The sequence below is a fragment of the Streptomyces sp. WMMB 322 genome (genome assembly GCF_900090145.1).
Taxonomy (GTDB): domain Bacteria; phylum Actinomycetota; class Actinomycetes; order Streptomycetales; family Streptomycetaceae; genus Streptomyces.
Map to the genome: position 1 here is coordinate 121157 of NZ_FMHI01000021.1, position 14845 is coordinate 136001.

At 72.7% G+C, this 14845-nt stretch carries 13 protein-coding genes; 7 read left to right on the plus strand and 6 right to left on the minus strand.

Translation table 11 applies throughout. From position 1 onward, the window contains the following. The first annotated feature begins 297 nt into the window (after positions 1-297). Together H180DRAFT_RS25910 and H180DRAFT_RS25915 are read left to right on the plus strand one after the other, a co-directional pair. Complete coding sequence (locus H180DRAFT_RS25910) at positions 298-1314, plus strand: hydroxyacid dehydrogenase (protein ID WP_055488569.1); 1017 nt, start codon at positions 298-300, stop codon at positions 1312-1314. Then, positions 1311-3386 (plus strand): DUF2264 domain-containing protein, encoded by a 2076-nt coding sequence (locus H180DRAFT_RS25915; RefSeq protein ID WP_055488570.1) that lies wholly within the window; start codon positions 1311-1313, stop codon positions 3384-3386. Before H180DRAFT_RS25910 ends, H180DRAFT_RS25915 begins: the two co-directional genes overlap by 4 nt. A 132-nt stretch (positions 3387-3518) precedes the next feature. On the opposite strand, the gene H180DRAFT_RS25920 is transcribed toward H180DRAFT_RS25915, so the two are convergent. After that, positions 3519-3758 carry a hypothetical protein gene (locus H180DRAFT_RS25920; protein WP_055488571.1) on the minus strand — a complete coding sequence of 80 codons (240 nt, stop codon included), beginning with the start codon at positions 3756-3758 and terminating at the stop codon, positions 3519-3521. 52 nt (positions 3759-3810) lie between these two features. On the opposite strand from H180DRAFT_RS25920, the gene map reads away from it, so the two are divergent. After that, a complete protein-coding gene (gene map, locus H180DRAFT_RS25925) occupies positions 3811-4668 on the plus strand; it encodes a type I methionyl aminopeptidase (protein ID WP_055488572.1) in 858 nt (285 codons plus the stop codon). A 111-nt stretch (positions 4669-4779) separates the two neighbouring features. Continuing rightward, positions 4780-5451 carry a biliverdin-producing heme oxygenase gene (locus H180DRAFT_RS25930; RefSeq protein WP_055488573.1) on the plus strand — a complete coding sequence of 224 codons (672 nt, stop codon included), beginning with the start codon at positions 4780-4782 and terminating at the stop codon, positions 5449-5451. A gap of 43 nt (positions 5452-5494) precedes the next feature. On the opposite strand, the gene H180DRAFT_RS25935 is transcribed toward H180DRAFT_RS25930, so the two are convergent. Further along, the gene (locus H180DRAFT_RS25935) at positions 5495-5908 is read right to left on the minus strand and encodes an SH3 domain-containing protein (RefSeq protein ID WP_055488574.1); all 414 of its coding nucleotides are present in this window, start codon (positions 5906-5908) and stop codon (positions 5495-5497) included. Positions 5909-6325: 417 nt separating this feature from the next. Between H180DRAFT_RS25935 and H180DRAFT_RS25940 the strand changes: the two genes are divergently transcribed. After that, a complete protein-coding gene (locus H180DRAFT_RS25940; protein WP_055488575.1) occupies positions 6326-7312 on the plus strand; it encodes an SCO2278 family lipoprotein in 987 nt (328 codons plus the stop codon). A 189-nt stretch (positions 7313-7501) separates the two neighbouring features. Here H180DRAFT_RS25940 and H180DRAFT_RS25945 read toward each other — a convergent pair whose 3' ends face one another. After that, the gene (locus H180DRAFT_RS25945) at positions 7502-8257 is read right to left on the minus strand and encodes a bifunctional DNA primase/polymerase (protein WP_055488576.1); all 756 of its coding nucleotides are present in this window, start codon (positions 8255-8257) and stop codon (positions 7502-7504) included. 324 nt (positions 8258-8581) lie between these two features. Here H180DRAFT_RS25945 and H180DRAFT_RS25950 point away from each other — a divergent pair, with 324 nt between their 5' ends. Further along, a complete protein-coding gene (locus H180DRAFT_RS25950) occupies positions 8582-9403 on the plus strand; it encodes a glycerophosphodiester phosphodiesterase (RefSeq protein WP_368073147.1) in 822 nt (273 codons plus the stop codon). Between the two features lie 140 nt (positions 9404-9543). Next, positions 9544-10326, plus strand: coding sequence for a dimethylargininase (gene ddaH, locus H180DRAFT_RS25955; protein WP_055488577.1), 783 nt, complete (start codon positions 9544-9546; stop codon positions 10324-10326). Positions 10327-10378: 52 nt separating this feature from the next. Here ddaH and H180DRAFT_RS25960 read toward each other — a convergent pair whose 3' ends face one another. The 3 genes from H180DRAFT_RS25960 to H180DRAFT_RS25970 all read right to left on the minus strand — a co-directional run bounded on the left by H180DRAFT_RS25960 (position 10379) and on the right by H180DRAFT_RS25970 (position 14731). Then, positions 10379-11437, minus strand: a complete 1059-nt coding sequence (locus tag H180DRAFT_RS25960) for a small ribosomal subunit Rsm22 family protein (protein ID WP_055488578.1) — start codon at positions 11435-11437, stop codon at positions 10379-10381. A 134-nt stretch (positions 11438-11571) separates the two neighbouring features. Beyond that, complete coding sequence (locus H180DRAFT_RS25965; RefSeq protein ID WP_074467001.1) at positions 11572-12981, minus strand: multidrug effflux MFS transporter; 1410 nt, start codon at positions 12979-12981, stop codon at positions 11572-11574. A 121-nt stretch (positions 12982-13102) separates the two neighbouring features. Next, positions 13103-14731 carry an alkaline phosphatase D family protein gene (locus H180DRAFT_RS25970; protein WP_055488579.1) on the minus strand — a complete coding sequence of 543 codons (1629 nt, stop codon included), beginning with the start codon at positions 14729-14731 and terminating at the stop codon, positions 13103-13105. Positions 14732-14845: the final 114 nt, after the last annotated feature.

Genomic DNA, 14845 nt, shown 5'->3' on the forward strand with positions numbered 1-14845 from the left:
GCGAGGATCCGGCAGCGGCACGGGCGGAGCGCCGCGGCAGCGGCAGTAGACCGGCCGCCGGGACGGACAAGCCGACCGCCGCGGCAGCAGACCCGCAGCCGGGACGGGCGTACCGGCCGCCACGACGGACGAGCCGGCCGCCGGAACAGACCGGCACCCGCTGCCCGGCCGCTCTCCCCCGGCGTCCGCAGCTCCCGACGCCCGGAAGATCGCCCGGGCATCTGGTGCTCCGGACGGGCACGGGGCAAGCTCGGACTGCCGGCCCCACCGCGCCGTACCAGCCCGCGCAGGAGACAGATGCCCCCTCACCGCCGTCCCCGTGCGGCCCTCGCCATGGATCCCGCCGCGGCCCGTGCCGTCCTCCACAACGACGTGCTCGCGGAGCTCGCCGGACTCACCGCACCGTCACCGCTCCCCGCCCTTCACGACCTCGGCGGCGACCGGGCACGGCAGGTGCTCTCCGGCACCGAGCTGCTGATCACGGGCTGGGGCTGCCCGCCCCTCGACGAGGCCGTGCTGGCGTCCGCCCCGCGCCTGCGCGCGGTGGCGCACACCGCCGGCAGCGTGCGCGGGCACATCACGGACGCCTGCTGGGAGCGCGGCATCGAGGTCTCCTCGGCAGCCGCCGCCAACGCCCTCCCCGTCGCGGAGTACACGGTGGCGATGATCCTGCTCAGCGGCAAGCGCGTCCTGGAGACGGCCCGCGACTACGCCTCCGCGCGGGCCCGCACGGACTGGCTGCACGACCGCCCCGGCATGGGCAACTACCGCCGCACCGTGGGAATCCTCAGCGCCTCCCTGATCGGCCGTCGTGTGATCGAGCTGCTGCGCCCGTACGACTTCCGGGTACTGCTCCACGACCCGTTCGTCACGGACGAGGAAGCCGCCGTGCTCGGTGTGCGCCTCGTCCCGCTGGAGCGGCTCTTCGCAGAGTGCGACGTGGTCAGCGTCCACACGCCGCTGCTGCCCGGGACCCGCGGACTGGTGGGAGGCCGGCTCATCGCCGCCATGCGGCAGGACGCCACCCTCCTCAACACCGCGCGCGGCGCCGTCCTCGACCAGGACGCGCTCACCGAGGCCGTGCGGGCCGGCCGCATCCGCGCGGTGCTGGACGTGACGGAGCCGGAGGTGCTGCCGCCCGAACACCCGCTGTGGGACTGCGAGAACGCGTTCATCACCCCGCACATCGCCGGTTCCCTGGGCAACGAGCTGCGCCGGCTGGCGGACCTGACCGTCTCCGAAGTCGCCCGCTGGGCCCGCGGCGAGGGCTTCGCCCACCCCGTACGACGCGAAAGGCTGGCGTACCTCGCATGACCAGGACCACTGCCGGCCGGAGGGCTGCCCCCCTCCGGCGCCTCTCCGGGCTCCCCTTCGAACTGCCGCCGGAGGACCGGGAGTCGAGCCCGTTCACCGGCTGGACCCGCGCCCACTGGGAGGCCACCGCCGACGGCCTGCTGAACGCCGCCTGGCGCTTCGCCACCCCGCGCGGCGCGATGCTCGACCTGCCGGGCCGCCCCTCCCGCACGGGTGTGCGCTCCGACGGGCTGGAGGGCTACGCGCGGACTCTCCTCGCCGCCGCCTTCCGCGTCGCCGGTGCGCGGGGCGCCGACCCGCACGGCCTGCTGGAGCGGTACGCGGACGGGCTGGCGGCCGGCACGCGCACACCCGGACGGGACGACGGGGAGTCGTGGCCGCGGATCCTCGACCACACCGTCTACGGCCAGCCGATGGTGGAGTCGGCGTCCGTCGCGCTGGGGCTGCGGCTGACCCGTGCGTGGCTGTGGGACCGCCTCGACGAGACCGTGCAGGACCGGGCCGAGGAATGGCTGCGCGGCGCGCTGCGCCACGTGCCCGCACCCAACAACTGGTATCTCTTCCCTCTCACCGTGGCCGGGTTCCTGGAAGCGGCGGGACGGGGCGACGAGGAGACGCGTCGGGCGATCGGGCGGGGTCTGGAACTGCTGGAGAGCTGGTACGCGGGCGAGGGCTGGTACTCGGACGGGGACGGCCGCGCGTTCGACCACTACAACGGCTGGGCGCTGCACCTGTATCCGCTGCTGCACGCCCATCTCGCGCAGGACGCCGCGGAGTCGGCCCGTCACGGTGCCCGGCTCCGCGCCCACCTCGACGGCTTCTCCCTGCTCTTCGACGGCAACGGCGCGCCCCTCCACTTCGGCCGCTCCCTCACCTACCGCTTCGCCGCGAACGCGGCGGTCGCCCTCGGCGCGCTGACGGGGCACACGCCCCTCTCCCCCGGCGTCTCCCGGCGGTTGCTGAGCGGCTCCGTGCGCTACTTCCTGGAGCGGGGCGCGGTCGGCCCGGACGGCCTGCTGACGCTGGGCTGGCACGGCCCGCACGAGGCCACGGTCCAGGACTACTCCGGCCCGGCCTCCCCGTACTGGGCCTCCAAGGGGCTGCTGCCGCTGCTCGTACCGGAGGACGACCCGCTGTGGACCGCCCGCGAGGAGCCGGCGCCCAGCGAAGGCCCGGCCCGTGCGGTCGCGCTGCCGTCGGCCGGTCTGCTGATCCAGACGAGCGGCGACGGGCCGGTGCGGCTGCACAACCACGGCAGCGATCACGTGCCGCCGCACGAGGCGGAGGCCGCGCGGGCGGCCGACCCGCTGTACGCGCGGCTCGCCTACTCCACGCGTACCGGACCGACGGCCGCCGCCAACGTGCCCGACAACCACTTCGCCGTGGAGGTCCCGGGCCCGGACGGCACTCCGGTCCGCAGCTCCCGCGTACGCATCCACCCCATGGGCGCCGCCGCGGCCGGGGACGGAGCGTGGGGCTGGGCGGCGTCCTGGCACACGCCGGTCTTCCCCTCCGGAGGCCCGATGGTGCCGGGCCTGCGCGTGCAGAGCCTCACGTATGTGCGGGGCGGCCTCGAACTGCGCCTGCACCGCGTGACGGGCGCGCCCCGGGCGACGCGCGTACGGCTGACGGGCTGGGCGACGGGCGTGCCCGGTCACGAGGCGCAGGCGCCGACCGAGGGGCACAGGCCGCACGAGGCCGAGCCGCAGGACCCCGCCGCGCACGCACCGCACGCACCGCACGCGTCGCACTCGCTGCACGGCCTGCACGGGTGGGACGAAAACGCCCCGGCCACGCTCCGCGCACCGCAGGGCACCGCCTTCACCCGGTGGGCTCTCGTACCGGCACTCACGGGCGAGGCCGAGGGCACCGCCCTCTTCGCCGCACTCGCCACGCTCCCAACGGGCGAGAGCTGCGGGCCCGGAGGGAATCCGGCCCCGCTCGACCGGGCCGCCGTGCTCGTCTCCGCCGACGACACCTCCGCGGTGATCCGCTGGAGCGCCGACGGCTCCCTCACCCGCATCGCCTTCACGCCGCACTCCGCCGAGGTCACCAGCTCCCCGGACCCGTAGGTGCGCTGTCCGGGCACGTCGGTGACGGTGCCCGCGCACCACATCAGCCGGAAACCGCGCGAGGAACGCCGAGGTGACAGCTGCTGTCGTACTCGCTGGGCCCGCACCCCGGGCAGGTCCGGCCGCCGCGCCTCAGCCGTCCGAGGACCCGCTCCCGTCGCGCGGGGGTGCGTCCTCCCAGCCGGGGTCGTGGTCCCACGCCTCGTTCCGCTTGTGGACGGTCTCGATCGCACGGGACGCCTCGGCGGGGGTCCCGTAGGGGCCCAGCCGGTTCTTGGCCGGGCACTCCGGGCCCTCCTCGACCTTGCCGTGCTTGATGCAGTAGTACCACTCGCCCGGCTGACCGGGCGCATTGCGCTTGAAGAGAGCCATAGGGTCATGCTCCCCCCTGAGCCCTGGGCGTACCACCGTTAGACTCGCGCACATGTCTGGCCAGTCATTGCTCTCTCCTGGTGAACTCTCGCCGCACCGCACCGTCCCCGCCTCGATCCCGCGCCCCGAGTACGTGGGCAAGGAAGCCCCCACCCCCTACTCCGGGCCCGAGGTCCAGGACAGCGAGACCATCGAGAAGATGCGCATCGCCGGCCGTATCGCCGCGCGGGCGATGGAGGAGGCCGCCCGGCACATCGCACCGGGCGTCACCACGGACAAGCTCGACGAGGTGGCGCACGCCTACATGTGCGACCACGGCGCCTACCCCTCGACCCTCGGGTACCGGCAGTTCCCCAAGTCGCTGTGCACGTCGGTCAACGAGGTCATCTGCCACGGCATCCCGGACTCGACGGTTCTGCGCGACGGCGACATCGTGAACCTCGACGTGACCGCCTTCATCGACGGCGTGCACGGCGACAACAACGCCACCTACCTGTGCGGGGACGTCGACGAGGAGTCCAGGCTGCTGGTCGAGCGCACCCGCGAGGCACTCAACCGTGCGATCAAGGCCGTACGCCCGGGCCGGCAGATCAACATCATCGGACGCGTCATCGAGTCCTACGCCAAGCGCTTCGGCTACGGAGTGGTCCGCGACTTCACGGGCCACGGCATCAACACCTCGTTCCACTCCGGTCTGATCATCCCGCACTACGACGACGAGCGGGCGACGACCGTGATGAAGCCCGGGATGACCTTCACCATCGAGCCGATGCTGACGCTGGGCACGTACGAGTGGGACATGTGGGAGGACGGCTGGACGGTCGTCACCAAGGACCGCCGCCGCACGGCGCAGTTCGAGCACACCCTCGCGGTCACGGACTCCGGCGCGGACATCCTCACGCTGCCCTGACCGGCCCGCCGGTCCGTACCGCCCTGACCGCCCGGGCTGCTGCGCCGGCCTCCCCTGCCACCGGGCGCGTCCCGGGGTTTTCCCGACAGGCCGTCGGTAAAGAATGCCGTCATGACCTCACCGCTGCCGGCGCATCTTCCCTTCTCCACCCTGGTCCGTGACGCCACGAAGGCGGAGCACACCCGGGCGGAGAACTCGACGTTCATGAGCGACATGCTCAGCGGGAGGCTCGGGTTGGAGGCGTACACGCGCTACACCGAGCAACTGTGGTTCGTCTACCAGGCGCTGGAGGAAGCGGCGGGCAGGCTCGGCGGCGACCCGGTCGCCGGACCGTTCGTGCGGAGGGAGCTCTTCCGCCTTCCTTCCCTCGAACGCGACCTCGACCATCTGCACGGCACGCCCGCGTGGCGGGGCACGGTCACTCCGCTCGCCTCGACGGAGACCTATGCGAACCGCATCACCGAGGTCTCGCGGGACTGGCCGGGCGGCTACGTCGCCCACCACTACACCCGCTACCTCGGCGACCTCTCCGGCGGCCAGGTCGTACGCGGGAGCGCGGAGAGGAACTGGGGCTTCGCACGCAAAGGCGACGGGGTCCGGTTCTATGTCTTCGAGGACATCCCGAACCCCGCCGCCTTCAAGAGGGGGTACCGCGAACTGCTCGATTCGGTACCGGCCGACGACGAGGAGAAGTGGCGCATCGTCGGCGAGTGCGGGCGCGCTTTCACGCTCAACACGGCGGTCTTCGAGGAGCTCGCGGCTCCCGCTCCGACCGCCGGGTGACGCACCGAGGCGGCACCGGCCGCTCAGCGGCGCGCCCGCGGCGTCAGCCCATGGCCTTCTGGGCCTTCGCGCTGTTGTTCAGCGCCGAGGGACGCACGTCCTTGCACAGCTTCACGTGGCCGACCGTCTTGATGTAGCGGGCGCTGACCCAGTAGTTGCTGTGGCGCAGCTTGTACCAGTACGGGTTGTGGTCGATGAGCTGGGCACGGACCTTGCAGTCGAGGCCGCGCTTGGCGTGGTAGGGGAGGACGTACTTCACCGAGGAGTCCGTGCTCGGGTACTGACGCACGTTCAGGCCGGACTTCGCGGTGACGATGCCGTACGGCCTCTTCGGCCAGGCGGCGGTCTCGGAGGAGGGGGACGCCTGGGCGACGCTCGCCCCGAGGAGCGAGCCGCCCAGGAGGAGAGCGGAGGTCGTGGCGGCGATCCGTACACGACGAGCAGTAGCGGCAGCCATGCAGCTGCCTCCTTTCCGTAAGCCGTGAGCGGGTGGGGCTCCTCGGACGCGTGCGAGACGCATATCGCGCGGACGCCCACGCCGGATCACGGGACTGCTGGGACGTTCTGCCCGATTTTATGCAGCTCTGTGGTGGTCTATGAGGTCTCACACGCGCGACGGATGACTTCTGTTCACCAGTGCGGACCGGGAGGCACCGGACACCGGCCGGCCTCCGGGAGCGGCTCGCGAACCCCGCCGGGTCCGGGCCGGTGGCAGGGGGCGGTACGGAACCTCCTTGGAGGCTCCACCAGGCCCCCCTGAGATCCACGGCGAGGGCCGCGCATGATTGCATACGGGCGCCCGGCTCGGTGAGACGAACGCCTTGGGCGGGGCGATAAGGTGCTATACCGCAAGCGGGGCGGGGAGGACACGGAAATGGATGCGCGGCAAGCGCGGCGGACAAGGCTGCTCGCAGCGGCGACGGCCACGGTGGCGCTGTCGGTGGCGCTGTCGGGATGCGTGACGGTGCACGGCGAGAACGCCGTGATCCCGGCGGTCTCCAAGACCGAAGCGAGAAAGGTCCTCAAGGAGTTCAACGCCACCAGCAACAAGGCCAACTCCTCCCACGACCCGGAGCTGAACTCCACCATCGAGACGGGCGCACTCGGCGCGATAGACGGGGCGGGGCTCAAGTCGCGCAAGAAACTGGCGCCGAAGGGCAACCCGGGCTACAAGCCGCTGAGGCTCTCCGACCCGCGCTTCCTGATTCCCAAGCAGGCGGGCTGGCCCAAGTTCTTCGTCGCCGACACGCGCAGCAACCGTACGGCGGACGGGCGTTGGTTCCTGGTCTTCCAGCGCGACGACGCCGAGTCGGACTGGCGGGCCTCGTATCTGGCGGTCCTTCAGGACTCGGAGATCCCCGAGTTCGTCACCGGCAAAGGCGGCCACGTGAAGCCGGTGCCGGGAGGTCCCCGCTCACAACTCACCGTCGCACCGGACCGGATGAGCGACTCGTACGTCAGCTACCTCCGCGAGGGGACCGGCGACTTCGCTCCGGGCGAGCACACCAGCAAGCGCCGCGAGCAGCGCCAGAAGTCCGCCAACCGCCCGGGAAAACGTACCGAGTTCGCGGACGTGCCCGCCAAGGCGCCGCAGTACGCGGCGTTCGGGCTGCGGACCCGGGACGGCGGGGCGCTGGTCTTCTTCAGCTCGCAGCACCACACGAAGGAGACCTATGCGAAGGGCTACAAGCCCCCGGTGAAGGACCCGTTGGTGAAGGCGCTGATGACCGGCACGCCGCGTCAGGCGGTTACGTACGTGCGGGTCTCCGAACAGGCCGTCAAGGTGCCCGCGAGGAAGGACGGCGGGAAGGTCGAGTTCCTCAACCGGATCGACGGACTCACCGCCGTCAAGGGCGAGTAGCCGCCTCGCACCGCTCGGGCCGCCAACGCGTCCTGCCCCGCCGACGAGGCCCGCGAGTGACCATGAACCGCCCGGCAGACGGTCAACCGGCTTGCTCCGGCGGGCCGTTCGTATCCACCGCCCAGCGAACCGGGCCGAAGCCCGTGCCGGGCGGCCGAGCGGCCCGGCACGCCGCTGCCGGGGCGGGCCTCAGCGCGCCGGCCAGGCCACGGTCTCCTCGCCGGCGTGCGCCGCGCACGCGTCGGTGAGCGCTTCCAGCAGCATCAGCGGTTCGGGCAGCGGTTCCGCGCCGCCCGCCGTCTCGGGCGGACGCACCCAGCGCACCTCCGCCTTCTGTCCCGTTCCGGGCAGGGTCGCGGGAGGGACGAGCACGTAGCTGCCCCGGCAGTGCCAGCGAAGGCCCGGGTGCTCGTCCATCGTCTCGGGGTGGCAGTCCAGTTCGCACGGCCACCACTCGTCCTCGTCGTCGGGGGTGCCGCGGGTGGCGGTGAAGAAGAGCATCCGCTCGCCGCCGGAAAGAGCCACCGGACCGAGCGGGACGCCCTCCGACTCCAGCCGTTCCAGCGCGGCCCGTCCGGCTTCTGCGGGCACGTCGAGCACGTCGTGGTCACGCCCCGTCGCGGCGACGAAGTTCGCCAGCGGGTGACTCAGCGCCCACCGCTCGATCTGTGCGGCGTCGGTGGTGGCCTGCGTCTGCCAGCCGAACGACAGAGGGTGGCGGCCCGGGGTGGGACAGCCGATGCGTACGCAGGAGCAGCCGTACCCCGAGGGGTGCGCGGCGGGCGCGAGGGGGAAGCCCGCCGCGGCGGCGGTCAGCAGCAGTTCCGTACGGGCGCGGGCGGCGTCGGCCTCTGCGACGGCGCTCCTGGACCTTGCCGTCCTCGCCCTGGGGCCGCTCCGCGGGAAGTGGCGCAGCCACCGGTCGAACCTGCTCTCGCGTTCCATCTACCGCCTCGTTCCGCAACTCCGCGACCGCAACCGTGGATCTCCGAGGGTACGCAGCGGCGAGCGCGCTCCGGGCCGAATCCCCGGATCGTGGCTGACCCGTCGTCATCCGGCGCGCGGCCGCCCGTCCGTACGTCCGCACCGGTCCGGGCGCCTGTGCGGACGCGGAACACCCGTCTGCCGCACGACAGGCTCTCCGGGCGGCATGTTCCGGCGGGCGCGCTTAGCTTGAGGTCCATGGTCATGATCACGGTCAGGGCCGTCCGGGCAGTGCGAGCAGCCCGAATCCGGGGTGCCCTCCTTCCGCTCCTCGTCCTCGTGCCCGTGGCACTCACACCGGGCTGCGCCCCCGCGCCGGCGCCCGTGCGCGCCCGCGGCTCCGAGGGGCCGCGCGCCGCCGGTCTGCCCGGCACGGTCCACGCCGCCCACCGCGGCGGCGCCCTCGAAGTGCCGGAGAACAGCATGGCCGGGCTGACGGCGGCCTACCGCCGAAGGTCCGCAGACGTGCTCGACGTGGACGTGCGCACGCTCCGCGACGGAACCCTCGTCGCGATGCACGACCGCACGCTGGACCGCACCACGGACCACAAGGGGCCCGTCTCCGCGCTGACGCTGCGCCAGTGGCGGCGCGTACGGCTGCGTCCGGACGGCGGACTGCCCGGCACCTGGCCCCCGGAGCACCCGCCGACGGCTGCCGACGTCCTCGACCGCTTCGGAGGCCGCATCGTGCTGAACGTCGAACTCAAGGACAGCGGCGGCCTGAAGCGGCTGGCGGGGATGATCCGCAAGCGGGGCCTGACCCGCTCGGTCTACGTGCAGACCAACGAGCTGTCACCCGCGGAGCGGGCCCACCGCATGGGTCTGCTGACCTCGGTGTGGCGGTCTGTGAAGCAGGCGCGTACCGACCGGCCGGAGAAGTGGCGGGACGTGGTCGACATGCTCAGCGTCGACCACCGCGCACGCGCCACCGACATCCGCAGGGCCGTCGCTTCGGGCATTCCTCGCGTGTGGGCGCACACCGTCCGCACGCCGGCCGAGCGCGACCGGGTGCTGCGGCTGGGCTGCGACGGAGTGATGACGGACGCGCCCGGACTGCTTGCCCGCACACCACAGCGGGACAGGACGGGCGGCGCCGGTGACCGGTGAGCGGACATTCCGTTGACCATTCCGTTCACAACGCGGCGAAGAACCTCCCGACGGCGCACCATGGGCTCAACACAGTGCGCGTCGACCCCGTGAAGGAGCCTTCGTTGTACGGACCCGGCTACACCCCACGCCGTTTTCTGATGTGCCCACCGGCACACTTCCGCGTGACGTACTCCATCAACCCCTGGATGGATCCCGAGAAGCCCGTGGACATCCCGCTCGCGGTCGCGCAGTGGGAGGAGCTGCGCAACCGCTACCGCTCCCTCGGCCACACCGTCGAGGAGCTCGAACCCGTCCCCGGACTGCCGGACATGGTGTACGCGGCGAACGGCGCCACCGTCGTCGACGGCCGGGTCCTCGGCGCCCGCTTCGCACATCCCGAGCGCGCGGGAGAGGCCGCCGTGCACCGCGCCTGGTACCGCGCGAACGGCTTCTCGGACGTGCACGAGCCGGAGCACATCAACGAGGGCGAGGGCGACTTCGCGGTCACCGGCACCTGGCTGCTGGCCGGGCGGGGCTTCCGCAGCAGCCCGCTCTCCCACGGCGAGGTCCAGGAGTTCTTCGGGCGTCCCGTGATCGGGCTCGACCTGGTCGACCCGCGCTACTACCACCTGGACACGGCGCTGTGCGTGCTGGGCGGCGACGACATCATGTACTACCCGCCGGCGTTCTCACCGGGCAGCCGGGCCGTTCTCGAGCGTCTCTTCCCGGACGCCCTCGTCGCCTCCGCGGCGGACGCCGAGGCCCTCGGGCTGAACGCCGTCAGCGACGGGCATCACGTCATGCTTCCGCACGCGGCCGTGGGTCTCCTCGAACCGCTGCGCCGGCGCGGCTACGACCCCGTACCGGTCGACCTGACGGAGCTGCTGAAGGGCGGCGGAAGCGTGAAGTGCGTGACGGCCGAACTGCGCCCGGCGGCCTGAGATCCGGCGTGCGGTCCCACGGGTGGCGCACCCGTGGGACCGCCCCTTGCGCTCAGCCCGGCGAGGAGGCGGCCCCCTCGCCGGGCTCCCGTTCCGGCGGCCAGGCGTCGCCCCATTTCGCGTCCCGGGCCAGGCGGTAGTCGGCGCCGTGCCGCTTGGTGACGGTCGCCGGGCGCAGCCCGTCGCCCGCGGTGCACAGCTCCAGCAGCACCTGGCCCTTGCGCTTCTGCGGCCTGCGCAGGATGCGGCCCGACGCGGGGAGACCGGTGACCGCGGGGTGCGCGGCCGCCACGTAGCTGAACTTCTCGTCCTCGTACGGAAGTGAGCCGCCCTTGACCTGCCTGTGCAGCGAGGAACGGCTGACCCTCGCCGCGAAGTGACACCAGTCCTCGCCCGGGACCATCGGGCAGCGTTCACTGTGCGGGCAGGGCGCGAGGACGCGCAGCCCGGCCGCGACCAGGTGATCGCGTGCGGCGATCGTCCGCGCGTAGCCGTCCGGCGTACCCGGCTCGGTGACGACCACCGCACGTCCGGCGCGTGCCGCCGCGTCGATGACCGTCAGCCGGTCGCGCTCGCCCAGTTCGCCCAGTACGTAGGAGACGGTGACGAGGTCGGCGGCGGGCAGCGCGGCCTCGCCCGGCCCGGCGCCCTCGCCGTGCCCCGTCAGCGGGCGGTGCCGCCATTCGGCCATGCGCAACGCGTCCGCAGCGGAGGCGCCCGCCAGTTCACGACCGAGCGCGAGAGCGGGCTCCGAGCGGTCGAGCACCGTGGTGCGGCGCGGCGTGCCCTCCGGGCCGCCGGCCGTGCCGCCCCACACGGCGGCGGCCGCCCACACGGCGGCTCCCGTACCGCCGCCGACGTCCAGGTGGCTCTCCGGGCGCCACTCGCCCGTACGCGAGGCGAAGGCCCCGAGGGCGGCGGCGACGGCCGCGAAGGTGGCGGGCATCCGGTACGCGGCATAGGCGACGACGTCCGCGCGGTCGCGCAGCACGGGGGCGGTCTCGTCGTGCCGGTAGCCCTTCATCAGACGCTCGACGGCACCGGACGCCTGACGGGGCGGCAGCCCGTCGACGAGCGCGGCGAGGGCGCCCCGCAGTTCTTCCTCGATCACCGCGACAGTCTAAGGAGCCGCCGCACGCGCGGCGCGGGCGAGCCGGGTGGCCTCCCCGGCGCGCGGCCGGTCGCCGCGGAGGGCCGGGGGGACCGACGGGCGCAGCCTCGCCTACTCGGTGGTCGGGGTGCGCCTCAGCTCCGGGCGGACCGCCACGGACGGCACAGCCCCAGGAACGCGGCGGCGGCGAGCACCAGAGCGGTCAGCTGCACCAGCGCCATCGGCACGGCCGTGTGCTCGCCGGCGACGCCGACGAGCGGTGACGCGACGGCGCCGATGAGGAACTGGGCGGTGCCCAGCAGCGCGGAGGCCGAGCCGGCCGCGTGCGGAGCGCGCATGAGTCCCTGGGAGTTGGCGTTCGGCATGACGAAGCCCATGCCGGTCATCAGCACGCACAGCCCGGCGGCGACCGGGAGCAGCCCTGTGCGGCCGAAGACGCCGCTCGTCATCAGCAGCAGCGCGACCGAGGCCGCGCCTGTCATGCAGAGCCCGAACCCGAGGACGCGCTCCAGGGGCACCCGGCCGACGAGGATCTTCCCGTTGATCTGGCCCGCGGCGACCAGGCCGATGGAGTTGACCATGAACAGGAGGCTGAAGGCCTGCGGGCTCGCCCCGTAGATCTCCTGGATCACGAAGGGCGACGCGGCGACGTAGGCGAAGAGCGCGGCGAAGCTGAGGCTGCCGGCCAGCAGATAGCCGGTGAAGACCCGGTCGGCGAAGAGGCCCCGCATCGTCCGCAGGGCGTCGGGGACACCGCCGCTGCGCCGTTTTCCGGGCGGCAGCGTCTCCGGCAGCCAGCGCGCCACGACGACGGTGAGCACGACACCGATGGCGGCGAGGATGAGGAAGACGCCCCGCCAGTCCGTGAAGCGGAGTATCTGACCGCCGAGGACGGGGGCGAGGATCGGAGCGAGGCCGCCAATGAGCATCAGCGTGGAGAAGAAGCGGGCCATGGCGAGCCCGTCGTACAGGTCGCGGACGACGGCCCGGGCGATGACTATTCCGGCGGCACCGGCGAGCCCCTGCACCAGGCGGAAGACGATCAGGGTCCCGATGCTGGGGGCGAGCGCGCAGGCGGCTCCGGCGAGGATGTATCCGCACATGCCTATGAGCAGCGGGCGGCGCCGTCCGAACTGGTCGCTCATGGGTCCCACGACGAGCTGTCCCACGGCCAGGCCGAGCAGGCATCCGGTGAGGGTGAGCTGCGCCGTCGCGGCGGGGGTGTTGAGCGTGCCGCCGACGGCCGGCAGCGCCGGGAGGTACATGTCCATCGACAGCGCGGGCAGTGCGGTGAGGCTGCCGAGGATGAGGGTCACCAACAGGCCCGCACGCCGGGGGCCGGTGAGCCGCGGAGCGGGCTCGCCCGCGGAGACGTCCGTCGGGACGGCGGCGCGACCGGCCGGGTGGCCGGCCACCCGGCCGGCGGGACGGCCGGCGGGGGCCGGAGCGGACGGGGGTGCGGGGGCGGGAGCTGAGTCGGGGGCGGCGGAGACGCCGACGGGGGCTGTGGCGGCGGCCGTTCGGGCAGGGCCGGGCTCGGACATGCACCTCTCCAGGAGATTGTTGATGACAGGCACATTCTCCCAGAGATTTCCGACCCTGGCCGAACGGGTTTTCGTCACAGGGCCCCGCGTGAGGCGCCGGACCACCGCCTCGCGACGGCCCTCAGAGCGGTTCGAGACCCGGCTCACCGGCCCGCGAGACAAAGGACGCGGCAGTCGTGACCGGTGCGCCCGGCCGGGTGACCACGTCCACCGTGCGGTAGTCGGCGCGCAGTTGCCGCTGGTCAAGGGTGAGCAGGACGTAGCCGCGGCGTCCGTCGTAGAACTTCATGTGCGGGTTGGCGTCGCGGAAGGTCTGCCAGTCGCCCGGCCTGGCGACCCCGTCGCCGCCGCTGGCCACCGATGTGGTGACCAGTTCCACACCCACCGAGCGGGAGCCGGCCTCGTCGAAGTCCTCCTTGATGTCCATGGCGTAGTGCACGTGGACGTCGCCCGTGAGGACGGCGAGGTTCTTCACGCCCGCGGTGCGCACCGCGTCCAGGAAGCGCGTCCGTGCCGCCGGATACCCGTCCCAGGCGTCCATGGACAGCGGGAACGGCCCGGTGGTCCGGTTCCGGCGGCGGGAGAGGACGGTCTGCTGCTGGACGAGGTTCCACACGGCCCGCGAGTTCTTCCAGCCGTCCGCGAGCCAGCGTTCCTGGGCCGGGCCGAGCATCGTCCGGTCCGGCCTGTCGGTCTCCGCCGTGGGCACTTTCCACCCGTCGCCCGCTGACTGGTCGTCACGGTGCTGCCGGCCGTCGAGGATGTCGAGCTGCGCGAGCCCGCCGAAGTGCAGCCTCCTGTAGAGCTGGAGGCCGGCGCCCGAGGGCTTCTGCGGCGGGCGCAGCGGCAGGTTCTCGTAGTACGCGCGGTACGCGGCGGCGCGGCGGGCGAGGAAGGCCTCGGGCGGTGAGCCGTCCGGGATCTCGTCGGCGTAGTTGTTCTCCACCTCGTGGTCGTCCCAGGTGACGATCCACGGGTGCGCGGCGTGAGCCGCCTGGAGGTCGGGGTCGCTGTGGTAGAGCGCGTACCGCAGCCGGTAGTCCTCCAGCGTCACGGTCTCCTTGTTGAACTTGTCGGGGAGTTCGAGCGCGGGGTCGGCACGGTCGCCGCCGTGTGCGTCGACCGCGTACTCGTAGAGGTAGTCGCCCATGTGGAGAACGGCGTCGACGTCCTCCTCGCGCGCGAGATGCTTCAGCGCCGTGAAGTACCCGTCGTGGTACGCCTGGCAGGAGACGGCCGCGAAGCGCAGCGAGCCGGAGGAGTCGCCCGCGGACGGCGAGGTGCGGGTGCGGCCGGTGGCGCTCGTCCAGGAGCCGACTCGGAAGCGGTAGTAGTAGCGGGTCCGCGGGCTGAGGCCCTCGGGCACGACGTGTACCGCGTGATGGAACTCGGGGTGCGCGGTGACGCTGCCGCTGCGGACCTTCCGCTTGAAGTTCTCGTCGCTCGCCAACTCCCAGCCGACGGCGACGGGTTTGCGGTCCAGGCCGCTGTGCGGCTCGTACGGTTCGGGGGCGAGACGGGTCCACAGCACGACGGAGTCGGGCAGCGGATCGCCCGAGGCCACGCCGAGGGTGAAGGGGTCCTTGTCGATTCGGGCAGGGTCGAGCTTCGCTGCGGCGTGTGCGGGCCGGGGAAGGTTGGTCCCGAGGGCGAGTGTCACGGTCGCCGCCGTCCCGGTCAGCAGTCTGCGACGGCACAATTGCCGTGCTGCCGCACGGTATTCGCTGTCTGCGCTCGAAGGCTGCGTCATACATCTGATTGCACAGTCCGTGAGCGTCGGGCAGCGGTCAGACACGCGACCGCGGGGTGTCCGTTCGATTGCCGTCCGCCCACTGCCCGATCGGGAGCCGCGGGGACGGCGGCA